At 59.5% G+C, this 23,770-nt stretch carries 16 protein-coding genes; 2 read left to right on the plus strand and 14 right to left on the minus strand.

Annotation, left to right across the window (positions count from 1 at the left end; translation table 11 throughout):
- The first annotated feature begins 133 nt into the window (after positions 1–133).
- Positions 134–2,923, plus strand: coding sequence for a TonB-dependent receptor (locus I5L79_RS04945; RefSeq protein ID WP_196953920.1), 2,790 nt, complete (start codon positions 134–136; stop codon positions 2,921–2,923).
- A gap of 413 nt (positions 2,924–3,336) precedes the next feature.
- Positions 3,337–4,512, plus strand: coding sequence for an alpha/beta hydrolase family protein (locus I5L79_RS04950; RefSeq protein ID WP_196953921.1), 1,176 nt, complete (start codon positions 3,337–3,339; stop codon positions 4,510–4,512).
- 183 nt (positions 4,513–4,695) lie between these two features.
- Here I5L79_RS04950 and I5L79_RS04955 read toward each other — a convergent pair whose 3' ends face one another.
- From I5L79_RS04955 to I5L79_RS05020, 14 genes are all read right to left on the minus strand, one after another.
- Positions 4,696–5,778: a 3-oxoacyl-ACP synthase III family protein gene (locus I5L79_RS04955; RefSeq protein WP_394368781.1), complete on the minus strand. Its 1,083-nt coding sequence runs from the start codon at positions 5,776–5,778 to the stop codon at positions 4,696–4,698.
- Positions 5,779–5,942: 164 nt separating this feature from the next.
- The gene (locus tag I5L79_RS04960) at positions 5,943–6,428 is read right to left on the minus strand and encodes a DUF4442 domain-containing protein (RefSeq protein ID WP_231402783.1); all 486 of its coding nucleotides are present in this window, start codon (positions 6,426–6,428) and stop codon (positions 5,943–5,945) included.
- A gap of 134 nt (positions 6,429–6,562) precedes the next feature.
- Positions 6,563–8,554 (minus strand): DUF3857 domain-containing protein, encoded by a 1,992-nt coding sequence (locus I5L79_RS04965; RefSeq protein WP_196953922.1) that lies wholly within the window; start codon positions 8,552–8,554, stop codon positions 6,563–6,565.
- A gap of 86 nt (positions 8,555–8,640) precedes the next feature.
- On the minus strand, positions 8,641–10,602 hold the full coding sequence (locus I5L79_RS04970) for a DUF3857 domain-containing protein (protein ID WP_196953923.1): 1,962 nt from the start codon (positions 10,600–10,602) through the stop codon (positions 8,641–8,643).
- The gene (locus I5L79_RS04975; protein WP_196953924.1) at positions 10,583–13,894 is read right to left on the minus strand and encodes a hypothetical protein; all 3,312 of its coding nucleotides are present in this window, start codon (positions 13,892–13,894) and stop codon (positions 10,583–10,585) included. Before I5L79_RS04975 ends, I5L79_RS04970 begins: the two co-directional genes overlap by 20 nt.
- 117 nt (positions 13,895–14,011) lie before the next feature.
- Positions 14,012–14,554 (minus strand): PPC domain-containing DNA-binding protein, encoded by a 543-nt coding sequence (locus I5L79_RS04980; RefSeq protein ID WP_231402785.1) that lies wholly within the window; start codon positions 14,552–14,554, stop codon positions 14,012–14,014.
- Positions 14,555–14,646: 92 nt separating this feature from the next.
- Complete coding sequence (locus I5L79_RS04985; RefSeq protein ID WP_196953925.1) at positions 14,647–15,879, minus strand: hypothetical protein; 1,233 nt, start codon at positions 15,877–15,879, stop codon at positions 14,647–14,649.
- Positions 15,876–16,628: a hypothetical protein gene (locus tag I5L79_RS04990; RefSeq protein ID WP_196953926.1), complete on the minus strand. Its 753-nt coding sequence runs from the start codon at positions 16,626–16,628 to the stop codon at positions 15,876–15,878. The genes I5L79_RS04985 and I5L79_RS04990 overlap by 4 nt, the downstream gene beginning before the upstream one ends.
- A gap of 85 nt (positions 16,629–16,713) precedes the next feature.
- Positions 16,714–17,277, minus strand: coding sequence for an RNA polymerase sigma factor (locus I5L79_RS04995; protein ID WP_196953927.1), 564 nt, complete (start codon positions 17,275–17,277; stop codon positions 16,714–16,716).
- A gap of 270 nt (positions 17,278–17,547) precedes the next feature.
- On the minus strand, positions 17,548–19,146 hold the full coding sequence (amaB, locus tag I5L79_RS05000; protein WP_196953928.1) for an L-piperidine-6-carboxylate dehydrogenase: 1,599 nt from the start codon (positions 19,144–19,146) through the stop codon (positions 17,548–17,550).
- Positions 19,147–19,322: 176 nt separating this feature from the next.
- Entirely contained in the window at positions 19,323–20,831 is a 1,509-nt protein-coding gene (locus I5L79_RS05005; protein ID WP_231402787.1) for a Do family serine endopeptidase, read from the minus strand.
- Between the two features lie 199 nt (positions 20,832–21,030).
- Positions 21,031–21,477, minus strand: coding sequence for an Hsp20/alpha crystallin family protein (locus I5L79_RS05010; protein WP_196953929.1), 447 nt, complete (start codon positions 21,475–21,477; stop codon positions 21,031–21,033).
- Positions 21,478–21,718: 241 nt separating this feature from the next.
- Positions 21,719–22,501, minus strand: coding sequence for a hypothetical protein (locus I5L79_RS05015; RefSeq protein WP_196953930.1), 783 nt, complete (start codon positions 22,499–22,501; stop codon positions 21,719–21,721).
- Positions 22,494–23,726 carry a M20 metallopeptidase family protein gene (locus I5L79_RS05020; RefSeq protein WP_196953931.1) on the minus strand — a complete coding sequence of 411 codons (1,233 nt, stop codon included), beginning with the start codon at positions 23,724–23,726 and terminating at the stop codon, positions 22,494–22,496. The genes I5L79_RS05015 and I5L79_RS05020 overlap by 8 nt, the downstream gene beginning before the upstream one ends.
- Between the last annotated feature and the right edge of the window lie 44 nt (positions 23,727–23,770).

Here is a 23,770-nt window from a genome sequence, read left to right on the forward strand (position 1 = left end):
CCCCTGACAAAGCCTCTTTTACAACCCGAATATCTAATAACTATATTTTTTTGTATAAATATACACTTTCGTAAAACTTTCGAAGGCTTTTGATTTTTAACACATACCTCTACAACCTCATCTACTACCCTCTGTGCAACTTTTTACCCGTTTGTGTCTGCTTCTGTGCAGCCTATTCCTGTTGTGTGCGTCACAAACCCACGCGCAAGCAACGACTGCCAGCATCAAGGGCACAATTTCATCGGATAAGAATACACCGCTAGCTGGCGTTACCGTTGCCGCTATTCACTTGCCTACCGGCATCCGGCGTACGGCAGCGAGCGACAGCAGTGGCGGGTTTGCAATAGATGCGCTGCTAGTAGGCGGCCCGTATACCCTACAGGTAGCGCAACCTGGTTTCAGGCCTGTGCTGGTCACCAATGTATTTTTGGTTGCTGGCAAAGAGGCCGCCTTTACCTTTACTCTGAGTACGGAGGTAGTAGCGGTAGGTACCCGCCGCTCCGACCGCACCGCGCTGGAATCAGCTGTGCCCATTGATATTATCGATATGCGTACTTTATCGGCTACGGTTCCGCAGACGGACATGACGCAGATTCTCCAGTACGCGGTTCCCTCCTTTAACTCTACCCGTCAAACCTCTGCTGGTGGTTCGGATCATGTGGACCCGGCGTCGTTGCGAGGCTTGGGCACGGACCAGATGCTGGTGCTGGTAAACGGCAAGCGTCGCCACACCACGGCTCTCATTAATTTATTCGGCAACCGTGGCGTAGGCAACGTGGGCACCGATTTGAATACCATTGCTGCCAATGCCGTAGACCGGGTAGAAATCCTGCGCGATGGTGCTGCCGCCCAGTATGGCTCTGATGCCATTGCGGGCGTAATGAACATCAATCTGAAAGCGGACAACAAAGGCGGCAACGTACTGGTGGGCACCGGCGTTACGACGCAGGGCGACGGGCTAACGGTGCTGGCCAGCGTGAATAAGGGGTTTAAGTTGGGCCCGAAAGGCTTTCTTAACCTGACGCTGGATGCCGACCACCGCGGCTCCACTACCCGCGACTATTCCCGGGACCTGGCGTCGCGCCCGGTTTTCTCCTTTGACCGAGCGGAGGAAGAAGCCGCGTTAGCTGCGAGCGGCAAAACGTACGCCGACTTTGAGCAGCGTAACGGCGACGCGCGCATCGACAACTACCGGGGCATATTCAATGCCCTCGTGGCCGCCACGGATAAAGTCCGGCTGTACTCCTTTGGCGGCTACAACTACCGCCGGGGCAATGCCGCCGCGCCATGGGTGCTGCCCGCCACGCAGTCATTTGATATCATCGAATCCATCTTTCCGTACGGCTACCAACCCAATATCAATACCCGGATTCATGATGCTTCAGCGGCCGTAGGAGCCGTTATCGGCCTAGGCCCCTGGAGCCTGGATGTGAGTAATATTGCGGGCTACAACCAGATGCGCTACAACGTCAGCAACACACTGAACGCTTCTATTGGCCCAAGCTCGCCCACAACGTTTGAAGCTGGTGGCTTCCAGTTCTTGCAGAATGTGGCCAACGCGACCATAAGCCGTCTGTTTCCCAAAGTACTGGCGGGTACGAACGTGGCCTTCGGCGCAGAGTACCGCAATGACCGGTACCAAATCGTTGAGGCCGATCAGACCTCATGGGGAGAATTTGACGCGGGCGAAATTGGTGCCGAAGGCGGCTCGCAAGGCTTTCTAGGGTTTGCTCCAGCTTCGGCCGTTACCGGCAACCGCAGCAACATAGGTGGGTTCATTGATATTGAAGCCGACGTAACCAAAAAATGGTCGGTAAGCACGGCCTTGCGCTTCGAGAACTACAGTGACTTTGGCTCCGCATTTATTTATAAAGTCACTTCGCGGTTTCAGGTAGTTAAGCCCTTGGCGGTGCGCGGGGCTTTCAACACGGGCTTCCGGGCGCCTTCCCTCCAACAGGTACTTTACCGGCAACTCTCGCTGGAGTCTACGGCTTCAGGAGTGCGCTATTCCGGCATTTTCAACAACCAGGATGAAGTAACTCAGGCTGCAGGCATTCCGGCACTCGGCCCCGAAAAATCCCTCAGCTTCAGCGGAGGCCTGGTGTTAACGCCGTTGCCCAACTTCAGCTTCACGGCCGATGCTTATCGTATCGATATCAATGACCGGATTATTCTTTCGGGCTTGTTTGGGCCGGGCATCAACCAGAACCTGGATGCCGCTTTGTTCCGCTACAGTATTGACCGGGCCCAGTTCTTCACCAACTCTTTGGATACCCGCACCATGGGCCTGGATCTGGTGGCTAGTTATCAGCACGAGTTGGGCCGGGGTTCGTTTACGGCCACCGCAGCGGCCAACTTCAACCGCACCACCATCCAGGGCCTGAACGTACCCGCGAACTTTCAGTCCCTGGAAACCGACGACAACCCCAATACCAACTACATCGACCCCCGCCAGCTTTCGCTGATTGAAACCGGTAACCCTAAAAGCAAAATCCTGCTTAACCTGGGCTACGAGCTCGGCAAGTTCTCGGGGGTGGTGCGCAATACCTACTTTGGCAAAGTAGAATACTACGATACCCAAACCGACCCGACAAACGACTTCGGGAGCTATTTCCTGAGCTTTGCGCCTCGTACTGTTACCGATCTGCTCATTGGCTATAAACCAACCAAATCGTTGAGCCTCACCGCGGGCGTTAACAACGTGCTGAACGTATTCCCTAACACAGTTTCGGAAGCAGCCCGCAATGGGCGCCCCCCGGGCGGCTTTGCTACGGAAGAATTGTTCAACGCCTACTATCAGGGCCGCTTCGGCAAGCCATCCAACTTACCCGAAAACCGCGACATTTTCCCCTACAACCCTGTTCAAATGGGATTCAACGGTACGTTTGTGTACTTGAAAGCTGTGTACAGCCTTGGACTGTAACTTTCTAGTTTAGAGCCAGTATACTGGCCTTGGCTCCCGTATCAATAAGAAGAGGACGGGCTGCTCAATAAGCTTGGCATAGCAGCCGGGTATACGGCAGCTAATTTCTGTGGCTGGTTTTTCGTTTTCCGGCACCGATCTTGTACGTGGCTTTCAATCTTCTCCTCTGCACCTCTTTGCGTACGCTTTTTATGATTTTTTTAAACCGCTGCCTGTACAGTTGGTGGCTGGTGCTTCTACTACTCCCCTTCGCCGGTCATGGGCAACCCCCTGCCGCTGGTGGCTTGGCAGGGCAATGGAAGGGTCCCCTCAAAATGCCGGGGGGTAGTCTGGAAATTATTATCAGTATCACAGAGCTGACGAGCGGCAAGCGGTTTGCTTTCCTGGATGTGCCGTTGCAAAAAGTCAACCGTATGCCCATGACCGTGGAAACGCGCGGCGATACGGTCATTATCTACGCCGCTGAGGCCGACAGCCGGTTCACTGGCCGACTGCAGAAGAGTGGTAAAGCGCTGCTAGGCACCTGGCAGCAGCCCGGCTACAAAGCCTCAATGGAGCTGACGCTGGCTCCTCCTCCTGCCGCCGTAACAAAGAGCTTTAAGTTCCCACCACCCTACCGGGTAGAGGAGGTGGTGTTTACTAATACCCTCGCCAATATTCGTTTAGCGGGCACCCTTACCGTGCCGGCTGGTAAAGGTCCTTTTCCGGCAGTGCTGCTACTTTCGGATACCGGCCCCCAGGACCGCGATGGGACCCTGGAACAATATCGCATGTTTGGCCTTTTAGGCGACTACCTTACCCGGCGAGGTATTGCGGTGCTGCGTTACGATGACCGTGGCGTGGGCCAGTCGCAGGGAAGCACTGCGGCGGCCACTACCGCCGACTTAGTAAAGGATGCACAGGCCGGCCTTAACTTTCTGCGTACCCGCCCCGAAATTGAACTCACGCATATTGGCCTGATCGGACACGGAGAGGGCGGGAATGTGGCCTTAATGGCGGCCGCCGAGCCTCTGCCGCCTGCCTTCGTGGTACTATTGGCCGCATATGGCATTCCCGGCCAGGACGTACTGGTGCAGCAGCAAGCCAATATTATGCGCTCCGTGGGGATGGAAGCGGCGCAGATTGATGCCATGAACAAGCGGCAGCAGGCGATGATGGAAATCATCACCCAAACGGCTGATAATACCCAAGCTCAGGCTATTGTAGCCAATATGCTCCGGCAAAGCAACACGGCCATAGATAATGCCACTGCGCTGGCTAGCGCTGCCGAGTTGACGACACCGTGGTACCGCTATTTTTTAAGCTTCAACCCACAGTCCGTTCTGCCTAAAGTCCGCTGCCCCGTTCTGGCCCTCAATGGTACCAAAGACCTACAGGCCGCTCCGGAAACCAACCTGACCGCCCTGGAGAAAGGCCTAAAAGGCAACCGCGACGTTACGGCCCGCAAGCTACCCGGTGTAAATCACCTGTTTCAGGCCGACCAGGCGGAGTGGGCTATGGTAGAAGGAAAACTACAGCCTTCCTTTTCGCCGGTTGCACAAGAAACCATCCGCGAGTGGATTATAAAGCACGCCAAACTGGAGAAATAACCCTGGCGCGGCCGGTTGAACCTCGGCAGGTGGCCTAAGCCCATATAGCTATTTCAGAAAAGGCTAACCGGTTTTTGCTCACATGCTACCGTTCTAACGTCTTATCACGCTAAAAATCTTGCATTTCCTTTTCAGGGGAAGACTGTTCCAACCGATGGGTGGCAGCCCAAAGCCATAGACGGTTTACACAGCCTGGTATACTACGGCGTTGATGTTCATGCCTGCACCGACGGAGGCAAATACGACTACGTCGCCGGCCTCTATGTGCTGGTCGGGCAGTTGGTCCCGGAGCAGTAAGTCCAGCAGCGTGGGCAGGGTAGCTACCGAGGAGTTGCCCAGCCAGGAAATTGTCATAGGCATCACGCCAACCGGAATGACGGGCAGGTTGTAGAGCGCATACAGGCGCTTGAGGATGGCCTCATCCATCTTGCCGTTGGCCTGGTGAATAAGCACCTTGCGCACCGCCGTAAGCGACACGCCCGCCTTCTCCAGACATGCCTGAATGGCTTGAGGCACGGTTTTGAGAGCGTACTCGTAAAGCTTGCGCCCGTCCATCTTCAGAAACAGGTCGCCGGCGGGATAGGTAGGGTTGTAGGATGCCCCCATACGCAACAGGTGCGCTTCCTGCGCGGTATCGGAGCGGGTGAGGTGAGCCAGGATGCCTACCGGCTCATTACTGGCGCGGGCTTCGAGCACCACGGCCCCGGCTCCGTCGGCATAGAGCATGCTGTCCCGGTCGTGGGGGTCGCACACCCGCGAGAGGGTTTCGGTGCCGATGACCAGGATGCGGCTGGCATCGCCGGACCGCAGAAAGTAATTGGCCTGAATAACACCCTGCAACCAGCCGGGGCAGCCAAACGGCAGGTCGTAAGCTACGGTGTAGGGGTTGCGGATACCCAGCCGGGCCTTGATGCGGGCGGCCAGCGTGGGCACCATGTCGGTGCGCCGGTTGTCGGCAGCCACGTCGCCAAAGTTATGGGCCACGATGATGTAGTCCAGCTCTTCGGGGTTGCCGTGCCAGGAAGTCAGCGCAGCCTGCGCGGCCAGGAAGCCCAGGTCTGAGGCCAGCAGGTCGTCGGTGGCGTAGCGCCGCTCCCCGATTTCCGTGATTTGCTCGAACTTGGACGTTATTTCGGCGCCGGGCTTATCGAGACGGGTGCCGGTGGCGTCGTAGAACGCGGTATCGACGAAGTGCTGGTTGGAGACGGTACGAGGCGGCAAATAGCTGCCCGTGGCCGTTATAACGGAATACCGATTCATGCTCATGGCGCGGGCGCAATGACGTAAGAGTTCAGGGTTGGGGGCGTTGGACGCGGGCCACCAGAGTAATGCTAACCGGGCTCAACAAGCGGTTCTTTCCCAGGATAGCCGATACCAAAGTGGTGCAAGGTCGCAAAATAAACGGCAAGCCCAACGGCTGCCGCCGTATGCTAGGCTTTTTTGGCCCGGAACGACCAAGTAATGCGGAAGGTGGCTACCACGTCGCCGGCCTCGTCGCGGCCGGTGCTGGTGCATACCACGGGGCGCCCTTCGCCCGTAGCCCGGCTTTCCCGAATTGCCTCGGCAATAAGCCCGCCATCGGCGCAGTCGAAGGTGACGAGGCCCACGGCTTTTTTGGTGAACTCCGCCTGCAGGCCCACTACCAGCATTGAAACCGAACCGGCTGCCGCCTGGATGTGCTGCATTGCCAGCACTCCGCTGGCCATTTCGGCCGCCATGCTCAGGCAGGCAAAGTAAATGCTGCGAAATGGATTTTTGGTGAGGTACTTAAACGGCACCGTCACGGCCGCTTTCTCTGCCGTGAGGGACACCACACGCAGCCCCGCCAGGTAGGCCATGGGCAGACTTTTGAGCATGAAAACTCGCAGCTTGGCGGGGTTTAGAATGGTTTGGCGGAAGGCAGCAGCTTTGTCCATAGAAAAGCAAAGTACGAAAAGTTCGGCATGCCGACTATTATTCAACCGGGCCGTCCACGCCAGACGCGGCAACGGCGCCAGCTAGCGGGTAGCTGGCGCCGTTGCCGGGCGGTTCTTCGGGTGAGGGGATTCTTCTAGCTTTTCTTTTCCAGCACCAGCACTACCTTATTGAAGTTGGCGGCGGCATTGATGACGTTACGGTAGGCCTCGAAGTCCTTTTTGGGCCAGCGAATCTGGTCATACACTTCGTCGATGGTGACGGTGACCTGCTGGCCTTGCTGCTGGTAACCCGAGCGGAAGTAGTAAACAGGTGCCTTCGCGTCGGAGCCGGCCTGCACGTCGGCCTTCAGGTCCTGGAGGTTGCGCACCTGGTAGCCGGCGGGCAGCTCGAAGGTGATGACGCGGTGGTAGCTGCGGTTGAAGTCGTTTTCCACGTCGAACTGCCGCTCCTCGGTCTGGTAGAGCTCCGACTGCGGCCCGATTAGCTCCCCGATGCGGAACAGGTAGCGCGGCCCCGCCCGGTCCAGCAGCGCCCCCGATTCTACGGTGGCATCCACGATGAACGGCTTGCTCAGGGGGCTAAGGCCCCGCTCCCCGTTGGTTACTTTCAGGCTCTTGAAGGTGGCGTCCTTCACGTTAGCCTTCACCAGCTCCTGCATGGCCTCAGTACGCTTGTCCTCGGGAATGAAGGCATAGTAGGGCTGGATAGCCTGCGCATTGTAGCCCCCGAATACCTGACGAATATCAACGGTAGTTTTGTCCAGAGCCGGCGCAAACTTCACTTTCACGTCCAGGTCGTTGCTGCTCTGGGCGGCCGTGAGAGTGGGAATAGCCCGCACCTTACCAACTGCCGAAGTGGTGCTGCCTAGCTTCACAGTGCGGATGAACAGGCCCTGGTTGGCCGTCCACTCGGCCGGAATCATGCCGTAGCGGTAGTCGGGACGGGCGGGCGCCAGCCACTGCTTGGGGCCAGGAAAGTAGAAGATGGCGTTGTCGAGGTAGTTCCAGGTGTCGAAGGTTTCGTCGAATACCGCCTGGTCGCGGCCCGTGGTAAAGCCCAGCTCGTGCTCTACGCCCAGCCGCGTGAACAAAGCGGCAAACAGCTTAGTGAACACGCTTTCGGAGGCGTTGCGGGTGGAAATCGACTGGGCCACACTCCCATCGGCGCTGGGGTCGAGGTTGAAGTTGCCCTTCACATATTGCTCCACGGCCTGAATTTTGGCTTCGGGCGTGGCCCCGGCCGGCACGCTGACTTGCTTGAGCAGCTTATCCACGGCTTTGTTGTCGTCCTTGGATAGCGAGTAGATGTTCTCGTAGAGGTACTGGCTGGCGTCGGTCCAGGTGAAGAGGCGGGCATTTCCGCGGGCTTGGTTGTAGGCCAGCTTGTACTCCACCCGCATCTGCTCGGCCTGCACGTTGGCAAAAGCCTCCTCGCGCACGGGTGCTACCTTATCCAGGTGCAGGCGCGTCACGCGCTTGCCCTGTACCACCGTGTCGCGCTCAGCCTTGGGCCCGTGGTAGATGCGCACGTCGAAGCGCAGGGCCTCGGGCGTAATCAGCTCGAAGGTGACGTCGCGGGCGGGCGTTTCGCTCTGGAGGTAGTCGCGGCCGTAGAGGCGCATGGGGCGCGAACGGGTGTAGACGTACTCAATCTCGCTGCCCTTTTCCACGCCTTCCACCGCGAAGATCTTGTAGCGCCGGTCGCCGTCGTCGTCCTGTAGCTCCTTGATGTTGCTTTGGTTTACTTCCACCATCTCCCCGCGCGGACTGATGGTGCGGGCCTTGATGGAAAGCAGCTGGCCGCCATCCTGCACCGGAATATAGATTTTGTTGAACCGCTCAATGGCGTCGGCGGAGTTCACGCGCACAATGCGGTGCTCGGTGCTGTAGATCTGGAGGTTTTCTCCTTTCTCATCAAACAGGTACTCATGAGCCGTAAAGTCGCGCACCACCACGGCGGGCAGTTGGGCATCGGCGGCGGAAATGGGCAGGCGGGCGCGCTTAGCCTGCCAGGTATAGGCGCCGTGGCGAAGGTTGGCGGGAATGGATTGGGCCAGTAGTAGCGGCCCCGTCAGCAAAAAGATAGATAGCACGGCCAACAAACGGGCCCACACACTGAATTTCATGCAGAAATAGGTAAACAGAAAGGAAAAGAACGGAGGAACTATGCTTGGTATGACTACCAAGAAAAAGAATCGATAAACGAGAACGACTAGGCTTTCTTGCGCTTGAGGATGATGACGTCGCGGTAGGCGGCGGTGAGCTTGTCAACCATAGCGTTCCATTGGGCAAACTCGGCAGGTTGCAGCAGCAGGTAGTTCACATACATGTCCTTGCTCTGCACAATCTTATTGCCTTGCCGTTCATAGCGAATGTTGAAGCCCAGCACCGCGTCTTTGCCCTCAGCGTTAGCAGGCAGATACTCCACATCGTAGCCAGCCGGAATTTCAAACTCCGTGCGGGTGTGGTCGGTATGGTTGTACTCGTTGTAGCGGGGCAGGCGGCGCTTGGCGGGGTCTATCCGGTCGTTGGCGTAGGGCTGCTCCAGGTTCAGGTTCACGTAAATTTCGTCGTCGAGCTTCTGCACGTAGTCCTGCACATGGTACTCGTAATCGATGGTGAGGGGCTGGTCGCGCTCCTCGCGGTTGTGCACGGCGTACTTATCCACGAAGAACTTGTTGTTGCCGCGCTCCAGCAGGCGCTTCAGGTACTTGGGCTCGGTGGTCTGGTCGAGGCCATCGAGGGCATACGACTGCCGGATTTTGGGGTAGCCAGCCATGGAAAGCTGGCCTTTGCCGCGCAACCCGGTGCCGTCCAGCGTGACCGTCGATACGTCGGCTACGTGGTTTTTTTCCTTTTCAATCACCGGCACGCTCACCACTTTGTAGTTCTTGCCATCCAACGACAGCAGCGCCTCCTTGCCCTGAATCATGGACGAGGGCAGGCCGTACGGGGTGTACTGGCCAGTGGCATCGAGAAACACATACTGGCCAGGCTTGGCTTCGTAGGTGGCAATCATGTGGTTGTCGACGCCGGGCGTGGCCACCTCGGAGTAGCGGTAAGGCAGGTCGCGGGTGCCAATCCAAGTGAGGTATGACTTCACGCCGGCCAGCTTCAGCATCTCGTGGGTGAGGTTGGCCATGTCCTTGCAGTCGCCGTAGCGGCGGCCGTACACTAAACCGGCCGCGTGAGGCACGAAGCCGCGCAAGCCGTTTTCAAAGGCAATGTAGCGCACATTGTCCTGCACCCAGTAGAACACGCGGCGCACCCGGTCTTCTTCGGTTTTGGCGCCCACCATCAGCGAGTCCACCGTCTTCTTCATAGCCGGCGCATCCTGCTTTTCCATCTGGCCCACAAAGCCGGAATACAGCGAAAACAGCTCCGGCACGCCCGACAGCAGCTTGCGCGGCTGACCGGCCACGGGGGCCTCCTCAATATAGTACATCAGGTGCGGGCGGTAGTAGCCACCTTCGGGCGCGTTGTCGTCGCGCGGGGGCGTGGACAGGTTTTCGGCCACCCAGCGGTACACCACCGTATTGCCTTTTTCCTGCTTGCTGAACTGCACCTTGGCCTGCTCCGTGTGAAATGACTTGGCGTCAATCTTCACCCCTTTCGGTGCCGTAATCGTCAGCTCAGCGTGGCGCACGGGCACGTAGGAGCTGAAAAAGAACGGCTGCAGAAAGCGCGAGTCGGGGTGGCGCACGGTGTAGTCGGTGACGGTGCGTACACCGGGCGCCACCTGCGGAAAGCTGAAGGTGGTGACGCGGGTATCGTCGTAGAAAATACCGGGTTGGGTTTCAAACTTCGATTTGAAGTCCGTCACCTTTACCGCCTTGTAGTCGCGGCCGTTGGGCACGAGGGTGCGGGCTTCTACCTTCTGCAGGCGGTTGAAGTGGGAGCTGAACACCCGGTCGTCGGCGTACATGGCCGATTGCGGCTCCAGGTGCAGCATGTCGTAGTGGTGGCGGGCCAGCACCTGCACCGAGTCACCCACGATTTCTACCGTCAGATCCTGGCGGTAGTCGAGGTACACGGCTTTTTCGCCGGGGTACTGCTGCTGGGCCTGGGTGAGCTGCTGGGCGGCCTGCTGGGCCCGGGCCGGTAGTGAGCCAGCGAGGGCGAAAAAGACCAGCAGGCCAGTGGCCCACAGGCGGTTATTTGGTGCCGTATACATAGTTGTTCCAATACACTTCGGTTCGTAATGGTTTCCCATCAGCCCCATAATATACAGTAGGCCCGGCTTTTTCCCCAGCGCGGTATGTCTCTTCCCGCTCCAGCGTGCCGTTTGGCCGATAATATTTGCTGCGGCCGTGCAGCTCGTTGTGGAGGTAGTACTCTTCCTCCATCTTTTTGCCGTCGGGATAGTAGGTGACGAGCAGGCCGGTGAGCCCGCCCTGTTTGTTTTCGGAGCGGCGGTACACCTGGCCGGAGCTGTAGTAGAGAGTGCGGGGGCCTTCCACGTAGCCGGCCCGGTAGATTTCCTCAGCGGCGGGCTTGCCGTTGGCAAACTGCGTGCGCAACGCAAAGTTGAGGCCGGCGGGCACAGCCTGGGCGGGACCAGTAGCCCCTACCTGTGGCCGGTACTGCGTCAGTAGGCCGTGATGGTAGATGCGCTCCAGCATCAGCTCGCCCAGCAGGTTGTACTGGCGGTTGGCGCCGTGCAGCTCGCCACCTTCGTAGGTCAGCACCACATCGGGCTTACCGTTCTCGAAGTAGTAGGTCCACTCTCCTTCCTCGTTGCCCTGGCGGTAGCGGCCCCGAAAGCGCAGCTGCCCCGATTCATAGTAGGACTTCCATTCGCCTTCGCGCTGCCCGTTCTGGTACTGGCCTTCCGTGGACACCTTACCATTAGGGTGGTAGTTGCGGGAAGGGCCTTCGGGCTGGTTGCGCTGGTAAGCCAGGGTAGCCGAGGCCTTGCCATTCGGATGAAACCAGGTATTCAGGCCCTGACGCTGGTAACAGCCCAGCGGCACGGTAAGGCGGGTACGGCCCCCGGGGTAGCGCAGAGTGTAGCCCTTGGCCTCGGGCCCCAGCTCCACGCGGTCCAGCACCTGCCCCGTCGAGTCGAAGGCGACCATGGTGAGCAGGCGGCCGCTGGCGCTGCGGCGCTCCTCGGTGAGCTTGCCGGTGGGCGAGTAGCTGCGGGCCGGGCCCTGGGATTCGCCCTCGTGGAGGTTATAGTCCTCGCTGAGCGTGCCATCGGCATAGAAATCCTGCCAGTGGCCCTCGGCCTGGCCGTTGCGGTAGTAGCCCGTCTGGCGCGTCACCCCATCGAGGTAGAAGGAAGTTGTAGGCCCTTCGAGCGTGCCTTCCACGTACTCCTGCCGGGACTCCAGCTGGCCGTTGCGGTAGAACCCGTCGGAGCGGCCATGCAGCGCCCCATTCTTGAACTGGCGCACCAGCCGCACGCTGCCATCCGGGCGCAGCCAGCGCCACTCGCCGCTGCGCTGCCCATCCACGTAGGTGCCGGTGTAAGCCACGGCGCCGCTGGGGTAAAGACCGCGCGCAGCATTGCTGCCTTTTTTGAGGGTGGTGCGGGCCAGCTCCTTGCCGCCTTTATCGAAGTACGCCAGGGAGCTGACGCGGCCGTGGTCGTATTGAATTTCGGCGGCCAGCTTGCCGTCGTCCTCGTAGTCCTGGTAGAGGCCGTGCAGCTCACCTTCCGCATCGAAGTTGTTTACCTCGCTGAGCTGGCCGTTGCGGAAAAAGGATTTCCAGGTGCCGGTTTGCTTGCCGTGCTCGTAGGTGCCGGCACTCATCACCTGGCCGTTGTCGAAGTACTCGGCGTACTCACCGTGCAGCTCGCTGAAGTCGTAGCTACCCTTCTTCTCGATTTTCTTGCCGGGGTAGTACACCACAAATGGCCCCTGACGGCGCCCATCCACGAAGGTGTATTCGTACTCGGTGGTGCCATCGGGGTAGAAGCCGGTTTCGGTGCCGTGCTTTTCGTCGTTGCGGAACGTGCTGCGGGCTTCCAGCCTGCCATCGGGGTAGAAGGACTCCAGCGGACCGTCGAGCTTGCCGGCCTTGTACGTGCGGGCCTCCCGCACCGTGCCGCAGTAATAGTGCACAGTGGCTTTGCCCTCGGGCTCCCCGGCCAGGTACTTCCCGCTTACCGACAGGGCGCCGTTGTCGTGGTAGCTGCGGTAGTCGCCGGTCAGCTCGCCGGCGTCGTCGTAGCTGGGTGTGCTTTCCAGCTTGCCATCGGCCTGATAAAAGCGCCAGGCGCCGGTTTTCTCGTGGTTCGGGCCGAAGCTGCCTTCCCCGCTCACGGCACCGCCGTAGCCTATCAGCAGCCAGGGGCCGGTAGCCTGCACCTTGCCATCAACCAGCGTACCGGCGCCCAGGCCGTATAGGTCGCCGTCTTCATCAAACCAGGCAGGCAGCTGCGCAGGGTAGCCTTTGTAGCTGACCGGCTGCTGCTCGCGCAGACGCGTCAGGGCAGGGCCCACGGCAGCGGCCATCTTATCCACCTTGCTTTTGTTGGACTTCACCCACTTGCGCGCGCCCGCGTCGTTGGCCGACGACAGGATGAAATAGGTGAAAGCTGTGCGCGTGTCGGGGTTGCGGAGGGCTTCTACCAGGGGCGAGTAGGCCCTCACCCAGAAGTCGGCGGCCGGGCTGGCTGCCGTGGGGTATTTCTCCACCAGCAGCTGCACCTGCTTTACCAGGTTGGCGTTGAACTTCACGGACGTGGTGTACTCCTTGCGCAGCGCAATCTTGGCGTCGATGAGCTGGTCGAGCTCCTCAAAGTCAGCGTTGGGAAACGTGGAAGGCAGCTTTTCCTTGTCTTCGTACTGCGTAGCGTGGGAGGCCAGCTGCTCCAGCAGCACCAGGCCACCATTACTACGCTCACTGCCCGGCTCCACGGCCAGAAAGGCCATCAGACTGAGCATGGCGTGGGTTGTCTGGCCCTGGCGGGCAGCCAGCTGACCCAGCAGCAAATGAGTGCCCGCGTGCAGAGGTTTCAGCTCCAGGCTGCGGCGCAGGCTGGCAAACGCTGCCTCTGGCTGGTTGGCCATATTCTGGGTAAGAGCCTGATTGTACCACAGCAGCTGGCTGTAAGGGTATTGCTTAAGGCCGCGCTGGTAGGTTTTCAGCCCGGCTTCGTAGCCCAGCACTTCCTCCTGAGCCGAGGCCAGCGTATTGTAGATGCCGGGCTCCTGGTGGCCCATGAGCATGGCCCGTTCGCCGGCTTCAATGGCTTCCTTGTACTGCTTATTGGCGTAGTACGACAGCGCCAGCTCCGACTGCACCTGGGCATAGCTCGTGTCGCTGGCCGGTACGGCCAGGTAGCGGGCAATAGCCTCCGTGAATTTGCCTTCGTCGTGCAGGGCTACTCCGTCTTTGAGGACCTCGGTGGAGCTAACCAGCGGAGGCAGGTTGGGGACGGTTTGCCCCAGCGCTGCGTGACCCGCACCCCAAAGCAACCCGAGCAGCACACCACTGGCAGTAATCAGACGCATAAAATCAGGAAAACGAAATTCAATAATACCCGTCCATTACACGAAAAGAGCGGGGTGTTCTTACAATAGTACCAACATCAGCGGCAAAGGCCAACCTCCCATTGTACTGGCTGCCCCTTATTTTTTGCCTTTGCGCGACGGAGCAGGCGTAGCCGGGTAAATCGTCAGCTCCTGATAGGTGGAAACCGGGTCGGTTTCGCGGCGGAACTCCAGCTTCGGCAGTTCCCCGATGACCAGCTCGGCGGTGGTATATACGCGGTTTCCTTCCAGCAGATGCCCACCCAGCATCCGGCCCGTAGAGTCTGCCACGGCTAGGTGCAGGTGGGAGCCACTTAGCGCCAGCGTACCTACCAACGACACTATTTCGAAGTGCCCGTGGTAGGCGCTGGCACCGCTCTGGTTGGCCAGCCGCAGCGAAACCTCGGTGAGGCTGCCCACACAGGTAAGCACAGCCGCAGCCCGCAGCTGATGCTGCTCCACAAAGCGCTGCAGCTCCCGGCGCAGGTCGTCGCCGGGGCGCAGGCGCAGGGCGTAGGTGCGCAGCGTGGAGGCAGGGGGCGTTGGCATAGCGGCGGGCGAGGAGGATTGCGCGTAGGCCACTTGGCCGCTCAGCAGCGCAACCAGCAGCCAACCCCAGGGTTGAGGAGAAAAACAGGACATAGGCTCAAATATACCTATCCAGCGGCCCGCAGCCCACCGAAAACACCAAAGCCGGCAACAGAGGCCGGCTTTGGGTTCTTAGCAGCAAAAAGTTAGCGGTTGAAGCTCACGTTGGTGTAGCGGGCCTTGATGTTTACGTTGCCCCCGGCTTTGGGCGTGGTGCGCCCGTACTGGCCCTGCAGGTCGCTGGAAGCCGGGCTCGACTCCTCGGAGCGAACCGTCACGAGGCGCTTGTCGAGGAGCAGCTTGCCAAATTGGGTGTTCACGTCGAAGTTGAAGCCTGTGCCGTCGGGGAAGTTCAGCAGAATGGTACTGTAGCCTCCGTCCAGGTTGATCTGGCGGAAGTTGGGGCTGGTGTTGCGCACCTCAAAAGCGGGGCAGTGCTGCACTTTCATGTCCAGCCGCTCACTCACCTTATCCACACTGAAGCGCCCGAAGCCCGAGGTACCGCTGAGGCTGCGCACGGTGCCCAGGGCTACGTCGCCGTACTTGCTGTGCACTATCAGGTTCTGTACCGTTCCAATGTCGATATCCGAGTAGTTATTGCGCAGCTCCACCACCTCGCCCGCATCGAGGCGCAGCTTGGCGTAGTTGGCATCGAGCGTAGCGCGGTTTACATACTCCAGGGATGCGGAGCCGTTCTTGACGTGCACCACGTTGGCGCTGCCTTCGAGGCGACCGGTGCGCAGGGTTCCGTATTCCATACTCAGGTCCACAGGCGCGGTCAGGTCACCGGTAATGCTCACGTCGCCAAAGGTATTGGCCACGGCCAGCGCCTGATTCTTGGGCAGCCACACGGTATAGTTGACTTCAAACAGCCGCTGCCGGCTCCAGCAGCCGCCAGGCATAGCTCCAAACTTCGACCGCACCGTGATGCCGCCGTTCGTAGTCGGGTCATTTTCCAGCAGCGCCACCTGAATCATTTCCTGCAGCTCGTGGGCTTTTTCCTCGCTGTCGGCCCGCGTAATGATGTCCACATCGGTGCGCACTTCCTTGCGCGTCCACACGTTGATCTGCACCCGGCCGTAGCGCGTGCTGAGCAGAAACGGCTTGGTAAGCGGCGCCCGGAACGTGCGGCTGAGCTTGCGGCTTTTCTCGATAGTAGGCGTGGTCGGCTCGGCCTGGGGGCCCTGCGGGTCTTGGGTACTCGTCTGCGCTGGGCTCCGCTCCTGCTCGGCCGCAGGCTGGCGGTAATAGTCAGCTACGGGAGCATCGGGCACCGGGTGGCTGGCAATCTGGCCCCGGCCCGGGGCCGCCAAGGTCAGCAGGCTCACGAGGGCCAGGACCCGGGGCCAAAGGCTAGTCCAGGAAAATATGGAGTTCATCGGTTATCGGCGTAAAGCGTCGGGGTTTGCTGGGAGTCGTTGATTCGCTCCCGCATGCGCAGCTGCTGGTTGAGAATGTCCAGCCGAATCTGCAGGTTACGGTTCATGGCGTCCAGCACCATGTTGGGGTCGGGGTTGCGGGCCAGTTCTACTTTCAACTCATGGTAGGTAGAATCGAGGCTGGCCAGCTCGCGGCTCCAGTCGGCGGGGCTGTTGGTGATGCGGGCTTCTTCCTCCAATTGGCGCAACTCGGCTTGGCGCTCCAGAATCTGCGCCGCGTAGTAAGATTCCATGCGGTGCACGGCGCGGGCAATTTCCAGGCGGGGCGAGTCGACGGCCGCCGTGGCAATAGCGGTGGGGTTGCCACCGGTGTAAAAGCTCAGGGCTTCGTCGGCAGTGGTGGTTTCCGGCTGAATAGCCCACGGGGCTAGCGGGGTCTTCTTCCAGGCAGCCGTGGGCGGTGCGGTGTTGGGCAGCAGGAAACCAATGCCCAGGATGCATAGCAGCGTTACGGCCGCAGCCACGCCGTAGCGCACTATTGATATGCTCCGCCGGGGCAGCGCGGCGGTTTCCGGCGCGGGTTCAGCTATGGGCATCAGGCGCAGTACAGGCTCATCTGCTGCCTCATTAGCCGGGGCGTTCAGCTTGGCTTCCAGGGTGTCCCAAAGGTCAGGGCTAGGCTCAAAGGCATCGAACTCGCCGCGGTGGCGGTCGAAGAATTCTTCAAGCCCGGTAGGTTTCTTTTGCATACAGGTGGTAGTTCGCACAATCCAACGTGGGGCCGTTATACGGCGTGGCTAAGGCTTGGGTGGCCCCGCCGGCTAACGTCCGATTTTACATTCCGTGCTGGCGGGCCAGTTCCAGCAGTTTCTTGCGGGCCCGGCTGTACTGCGACTTCGAGGTAGACTCCGTGATATTCAGAATCCCAGCAATTTCGGCGTGGTCGTAGCCTTCCAGCAGGTACAGCGTGAGCACCACGCGGTAACCATCGGGCAGCTCCTGCACACAGCGTCGCACTACATCGGCCCGCCAGCCCGTGGTGTCGGCATCTAGGCTTGGGTGCGCATCATCGGCCCCGATGCCGTCGTGCTGGTCAGCCAAAGGCACCAGCTGCAGGCGGCGGTTGCGCAGGCAGTTGATGCTTTTGTTGATGACAATGCGCTTCAGCCAGGAGCCGAAAGACGAATCGCCTTTGTAGGTGTGCAGTTCCCGGAAGGCGCTCAGAAACGCCTCCTGCAGCACATCCTCGGCTTCCGCATAGTCGCCGGTGATGCGCAGGGAAGCATTGAACATGGCGCGGGAGTAGCGCTTGTAGATTTCAGCCTGTGCGCGCCGGTCGCCCAGCCGGCACCGCTCCACGAGCGGTGCATTGATGTCGGTGTAGGCTACTGCTTCCATGCGGTATCGGGTTGGCGGGAAGGGGGAAACGGAGAAAAGGTAAATATCCGACTTTTCAGGCGAAGCTCCCAGCGCCGGGAGGCAAGCAAAGGAAAGACAAGCGGTTACCCCCAGGGTTGCACCACCGCGCAAACCTAGTTTGTGGCCGGTTGGCTCAACCGACCCATCCTTGATATTACCTTTGATATTACCTAAGCAGTTATGACAGGCAAAATAAAACGGCCCGCCCAGAATACCGGGCGGGCCGTTTCGGCTTACCATATATGTTGCTCAGATATCGAACTTGATGCCCTGGGCCAAAGGCAGCGCAGTACCGTAGTTAATGGTGTTGGTCTGGCGGCGCATATACACGCGCCAGGCGTCGGAGCCTGATTCGCGGCCGCCACCGGTTTCCTTCTCGCCGCCGAATGCTCCGCCGATTTCCGCCCCGGAGGTGCCGATGTTCACGTTGGCAATGCCGCAGTCGGAGCCGGTGTGGGCCAGAAAGGCTTCGGTTTCGCGCATGTTCAGGGAGAAAATGCTCGACGACAAGCCCTGGCGCACCCCGTTCTGCAGGGCAATAGCGTTTTCTACCTCGCCGCTGTACTTGATGAGGTACAGAATAGGCGCAAAGGTTTCTTCCTGCACCGTGTGGTATTCGTTTTTGGCCTCCACCAGCGCGGGCTGCACGTAGGTACCGGTTTCGTAGCCGGTGCCGCTCAGCACTTCACCGCCCGTCAGCAGCGTACCGCCTTCGGCCTGCACGCGCTCCAGTGCTTCGGAGAACATGCGCACGGCGTCTTTGTCGATGAGCGGCCCTACCAGGTTGCCGTCCTGCAGCGGGTGGCCGATGGGCAGCTTGGGGTAGGCGCTCAGCAGGCGCTGCTTCACGTCTTCGTACACCTCTTCGTGAATGATGAGGCGGCGCGTGGTGGTGCAGCGCTGCCCAGCCGTACCCACGGCCCCGAACAGCACGGCCCGGATGGCCATGTCCACGTCGGCGTGGGGCGTGAGTATGATGGCGTTGTTGCCGCCCAGCTCCAGCAGGGCCTTGCCGAGGCGGGCACCTACTACAGCGCCTACCTTCTTACCCATGCGCGTGGAGCCCGTGGCCGAAATCAGCGGCAGCCGCTCGTCGGCCGCCATCCGGCTCCCAATTTCGGCATCACCGATAAGCACGCTGAAAATACCTTCGGGCAGCTCGTTTTCCCGCAGCACGTCTTTGATGATATGCTGCACGGCCACGGCTACCAGCGGGGTTTTCTCCGAAGGCTTCCAGATGCTCACATTGCCGCATACGGCCGCCAGCATGGCGTTCCAGCTCCATACAGCCACCGGGAAGTTGAAGGCCGAAATAATGCCGACCAAGCCCAGCGGGTGGTACTGCTCATACATACGGTGGGCGGGGCGCTCCGAGTGCATCGTAAAGCCGTGCAGCTGGCGCGAAAGGCCCACCGCAAAGTCACAGATGTCAATCATTTCCTGCACTTCGCCGAGGCCTTCCTGCAGGATTTTGCCCATTTCGTAGCTCACCAGCTTGCCCAGTGGGTCTTTGTAGTCGCGCAGCTTGTTGCCAATCTGTCGCACAATCTCGCCGCGCTTGGGAGCCGGCACCAGCCGCCAGGTTGTGAAGGCCTCCTCAGCGGTGCGCACTACCTGCTCGTAGTCCACAGCCGTGGCCAGGCGCACTTTTGCAATCAGCTTGCCATCGGTAGGTGAGGTGATGCTGAGGAGCTGCTCATTATCAGTGCCGCCCCACTTCAAACCAGTGCTGTAGGCAGCATTTATTTCCTGGATGCCCAGCTCGCGCAGCACCTGACGGATACCGTGGTGGTCGTGGTCCTGCACGTCGGTGCCGGTGGCGGTAGCTTCTTCGAGGGCTTGTTTCATGGGGTGTGGGTGGGTTGAGGGAACTTGGGGTCTTAGGAACTTAGGGTCTTGGTTTTCGCGCCTGAATACAGCAACGTTTTTTGAACTTCATCCAAGACTCCTAACCGACACAAAGCTAACAAAAAAGCCCCCGCCGGGGAGGCGGAGGCTTTTCAAACAAACCCGGTGCAGGCAGCTTATTGGGCCTGCCCAATCGGGTAGAACGCTTTACGACCGTCGGGGTAAATACCCTCCACGAGCGCGCCCTGGTTGTTTTTGGCTTCTTCCAGGAAGCGCTTCACGTCCTGCGGCTTGGTTACTTTGTTTTTGTCGATGCGGGTGATGATGAACCCATCGCCAATACCGGTTTCCTTGAAGTTGCTGCCGCGTACGCCCGAAATTTTAGCCCCGCCTTCAAGGTCCAGCCGATTCATTTCCTGGCGGGTGAGCGGCGCAAACTTGGCTCCTTCGTATTCCACCGATGCCATCGATTCTTCGCGCACCACATCGGTGGTACCGGTGGCATTGCGCAGCGTAGCCGAGGCCGTACGCTCTTTATCGTCGCGTAGGTAGGTTACCTTAATTTTGTCGCCGGGGCGGAAGCGGGCCACCTGCTCCTGCAGCTGCGAAGACGTATTCACCTTTGCCCCGTTAATTTCGGTGATGATGTCGCCTTCTTTCAGCCCGGCATCGGCGGCGGCGCTGTTCTTGCTCATTCCCATCACGTACACGCCATTCAGGGTATTGAGCTTTTTCTCGGAAGCCAGCGTAGCATCCACTTCGCGGATGTTTACGCCCAGCAAAGCGCGCTGCACCACTTTATACTTCAGCAGGTCGTCTACCACTTTGCTCACGATGGAGCTGGGCACGGCAAACGAGTAGCCCTCAAACGAGCCGGAGCGCGAGGCAATGGCCGAGTTAATACCAATCAGGTCACCTTTCAGGTTTACCAAGGCGCCGCCCGAGTTGCCGGGGTTCACCACGGCATCCGTCTGCAGAAACGACTCCACGCCCATGCGGTCTTCGCGCTGCAGAATATTGATATTACGGCCTTTGGCGGAAATGATACCGGCCGTTACGGTGGAGTTTAGGTTGAAGGGGTTGCCCACAGCCAGCACCCACTCTCCTACCTTCACGTCGTCGGAGTTGCCGTAGCGCACGAAGGGCAGGTTGTCGGCTTTCACTTTCAGCAAAGCCAGGTCGGTGGTGGGGTCAGCACCTACCAACTCAGCCTGATACTTGCGCTTGTCGTCCAACACTACCTCAATCTTGTCGGCTTTATCAATCACGTGGTTGTTCGTGACGATATAGCCGTTAGCGGCAATGATAACGCCGGAACCGGAGCCCATCTGCGGGCCCTGGGAGCGGCCGCGCCCTTGGTACTGGTCCAGGTCGTCGCCGAAGAACTGGCGCAGAAACGGGTCCATCCGAATCTGGTCGTTCTGGGTCATTTTGGGGGCGTATTCAGTCATCACGTGCACCACGGCCGGCGTCACGCTGCCGGCAGCGGCCACAAAGTTGAGGCCTTCGGGCACCACGTAATCGGAGGAGCGCAGCTCGCTGGTATAGCGCACATTGGGGTCGGCGACAAGAGCCTGGGGCGAATTGGTGCGCTCGGGCTCCAGCAGCTTGTATCCGCCCACGGCTACCGACCCGCCCAGCACGGCGGAAGCCATGAGGCCGAGCATCATTTGTTTGGCTTGCATGGATTGAGAACTGAGTTTGTTTTTGAGAAAAGAAGAGAGTTCTAAGATACAAATTCCCGTATGAATACCGCGTGAGCGGCGGCAGCGGGTTCGTAACGTAAGAGGCCGACAACCTGGTATAGGGTTGCTTGACTATAACCCGCGTATTGCAAAAAAGGCACCAACCAGTAGTGCCTTTTTTGCCGAATGGTCGAAATAGTTAGCGAACCTCGATGTGCTGCCTGGTGGTTTTGGCACTATCGAAAGGCAGCACCACCCGCAGGATACCATCGGTAAGCTGGGCATCAATGGCCGTAACGTTTACGGTATCGGGCAGGCGGAAGGAGCGCGAGAAGGTGCCGTAGCGGGTTTCGATGCGGCGCAGCTGCGGGGCATCTTCGCCTTCGGTGGCAGGGGCTTTCCGCTCCCCGCTGATTTCAAGACGGCCTTCCTGGAAGTCTACTTTGAGGTCTTCTTTGGCTACACCGGGCAGCGCCAGATGGAGCTCAAAACCCTGGGAGGTTTCCAGCACATCGGCCTGGGGCACAAAGGAAGCAGAGGGTTTAGCGGTTGGCGCTACACTATCCCGCAGGACTTCATTCAGCATGGAGTTGAATGCGCGGGAAGGACGGAGAGCGGGCAGGTTGTTATACAGAATCGTGGCCATGGTGTGGTACGAGAAAAGTTGGTTGAACACAGAAGCAATTCATTGCTATCTGCCCTACTCCTATAAATTCTGTACCACTCGCCAAAGCACCTTCTTTATACAGACAAAATGTCTTTTTTTACAAATACAGCTTCTAAGAAATTTATCAAAACAGCGAAAATAGCACTTATAATCAATGTAACGAAATTTTTACAAATGCCATAATGACATAAAATACTCTAACCTGTGGCAACATGATCTGCTAATGCTGCGTAGGCAGCTGCCGCCGCTCAAACACGCGGCCACCCTGGAATAGGGTAAAGCGCAGATCGGCCCCGACTATGGGCGTGCGGAAGTTGCGCGGGCCACCGGGGATGGGGTTGCCTTCCTCATCGGTTTGGCCGAGCACCAGCAGGTAGGCAGTAGAGTAGCCGATCCAGGGCGTCAGGTCGAGCCATTCGGTAAAGCGCAGCCCCACTTCGGCGCGGGCAAGGCCAAAATCAATGAAACGTTCTTTGGGTTCGTCCTCAGCGCGCTGCAGACGCAAGTAAGCGGTGGCTTCGTAGGCCAAGCGTGGCCGGATACGGATAGTGCGGCCAATCTGGAAAGCCCGCTCCAAGTCTATGCGCAGGCGCGTACTGGCCCGGCTCTGGCCCACGCCGGTGATGCGGTACTCGGCGCTCAGGCGCTGGCCCAGCGTGAAGCTGCCCAGCTTGCCCCGGTGCCGGAGCAGAATTTCCGGGGTCAGGGCACCGGCACCCTCCGCCCGCTGGTAGCGGGCCGTGCCGCCGATGCTCCACTGCGAACTCCAGAAATGTTCGTACCCTACCTGCAGCTGCTTGCCGTAGAAGCCATCCGGGTTGGGAATATCCCCGTTGGTGGTGCGCTGCCCGCGGAGCTCCACAAACGCATAATTGCCGCTTTGCAGGGCATATTCTACCTGAGCTTCGGGCCACAGCTCCAGCTCGTAGCGGATGTGCTTCTGGGCTTGCGCCTGGCTGGCCGCCAGCAGCCCCGCAGCTCCTAGTAGAATACGTTTATGCATAGGTGGTTTCGGGTTGGGAAGCGGCTGCCGGCACTATAGCCGCCAGCTCTGTAAGGGCCAGCCAAGCCATCAGGCCGGGGCCTACTTCCAGCGCATGAGCGTCCACGTCGAAGGTGGGCGTATGCACGGAAGAGGCGTGGCGGCCGTCGGGGGCGCGGGTGCCCAGGCGGTAAAAACAGGCACTGGTGGCCTGCGAGAAGTAGGCGAAATCCTCCGCGGCCATCCACTGGTCCAGCTCAATAACGTTTTCCGGGCCCAGATATTCTTCGGCAGCAGCCCGAATACGAGCGGTAAGCTGCGGCTCGTTTTCCAGGTACGGATACCCCCGCCGGATTTCCAGCTCGCAGGCAGCGCCCATCGAGTCGGCTAGGCCTTCGCAGAGGCGGCGCAGGTGCTCGTGCGCCTGGTTGCGCCACTCCTCATTCAGCGTACGGAAAGTGCCTTCGATATACACTTCGTTGGGAATGACGTTGGTGGCGCCATTGGCAATGACTTTACCGAACGATAACACCGAAGGCAGCTTAGGGTTGGCACGCCGGCTTACTATTTGTTGCGCCGCCACAATAATGTGGGCCGCCACCAGCACGGGGTCGAGGTTGAGTTCGGGCATGGCCCCGTGGCCGCCCTTACCGCGAACCGTCAGGTACAGCTCGTCGGTGCTGGCCATGTAGCGGCCGGGCCGAATACCAATCTGGCCGGCGGGCAGCATCGGAAATACGTGCTGGCCCAGCACGCTGGCCGGCGCGGGTTTTTCCAGCACGCCTTCCGCAATCATCAGTGAAGCGCCCCCGGGCAGCACTTCCTCACCGGGCTGAAAAATAAGCTTTACGGTTCCCTCAAACTCGTCGCGCAGCTGGGTAAGCAGCCGCGCCACGCCCAGCAGCGACGACGTATGCACGTCGTGGCCGCAGGCGTGCATCACCCCAGGGTTGGTAGATTTGTAGGGCACGTCATTCTGCTCCTGAATAGGCAGCGCGTCCATGTCGGCGCGCAGGGCCACCACCCGGCTGGCCGGGTTGCGGCCTTCGATGAGGGCTACCACGCCGGTTTTGGCCATAGGCTGCGGGCTGAGCCCCAGCTGGCGCAGCTGCTCCGTAACGAATGCGGCCGTGTTAAACTCCCGGAACGACAGCTCGGGGTGCGCGTGCAGGTGCTGGCGCAGGGCTACCGTTTCGGCGGCGGCTTCAGCGGCCAGGGTTTTTAGGCGGGAAAGAAGATGCTGCATAACTATGCAAGGTAACGACCAGCCGCAGAAAACCGCACCCCTCT

It is taken from the genome of Hymenobacter guriensis, from assembly GCF_015773195.1.
Classification (GTDB): Bacteria; Bacteroidota; Bacteroidia; order Cytophagales; family Hymenobacteraceae; genus Hymenobacter; species Hymenobacter guriensis.

Bases quoted from the DNA above. Each gene is read 5' to 3' on its own strand.
- I5L79_RS04980 (WP_231402785.1), bottom strand. From the start codon at position 14,554: ATGTCCTGTTTTTCTCCTCAACCCTGGGGTTGGCTGCTGGTTGCGCTG.
- I5L79_RS04985 (WP_196953925.1), bottom strand. From the start codon at position 15,879: ATGAACTCCATATTTTCCTGGACTAGCCTTTGGCCCCGGGTCCTGGCC.
- I5L79_RS04990 (WP_196953926.1), bottom strand. From the start codon at position 16,628: ATGCAAAAGAAACCTACCGGGCTTGAAGAATTCTTCGACCGCCACCGC.
- I5L79_RS04970 (WP_196953923.1), bottom strand. From the start codon at position 10,602: ATGTATACGGCACCAAATAACCGCCTGTGGGCCACTGGCCTGCTGGTC.
- I5L79_RS04975 (WP_196953924.1), bottom strand. From the start codon at position 13,894: ATGCGTCTGATTACTGCCAGTGGTGTGCTGCTCGGGTTGCTTTGGGGT.
- amaB (WP_196953928.1), bottom strand. From the start codon at position 19,146: ATGAAACAAGCCCTCGAAGAAGCTACCGCCACCGGCACCGACGTGCAG.
- I5L79_RS04955 (WP_394368781.1), bottom strand. From the start codon at position 5,778: ATGAGCATGAATCGGTATTCCGTTATAACGGCCACGGGCAGCTATTTG.
- I5L79_RS05010 (WP_196953929.1), bottom strand. From the start codon at position 21,477: ATGGCCACGATTCTGTATAACAACCTGCCCGCTCTCCGTCCTTCCCGC.
- I5L79_RS05015 (WP_196953930.1), bottom strand. From the start codon at position 22,501: ATGCATAAACGTATTCTACTAGGAGCTGCGGGGCTGCTGGCGGCCAGC.
- I5L79_RS04965 (WP_196953922.1), bottom strand. From the start codon at position 8,554: ATGAAATTCAGTGTGTGGGCCCGTTTGTTGGCCGTGCTATCTATCTTT.
- I5L79_RS04960 (WP_231402783.1), bottom strand. From the start codon at position 6,428: ATGGACAAAGCTGCTGCCTTCCGCCAAACCATTCTAAACCCCGCCAAG.
- I5L79_RS05005 (WP_231402787.1), bottom strand. From the start codon at position 20,831: ATGCAAGCCAAACAAATGATGCTCGGCCTCATGGCTTCCGCCGTGCTG.
- I5L79_RS04995 (WP_196953927.1), bottom strand. From the start codon at position 17,277: ATGGAAGCAGTAGCCTACACCGACATCAATGCACCGCTCGTGGAGCGG.
- I5L79_RS04950 (WP_196953921.1), top strand. From the start codon at position 3,337: ATGCCCATGACCGTGGAAACGCGCGGCGATACGGTCATTATCTACGCC.
- I5L79_RS05020 (WP_196953931.1), bottom strand. From the start codon at position 23,726: ATGCAGCATCTTCTTTCCCGCCTAAAAACCCTGGCCGCTGAAGCCGCC.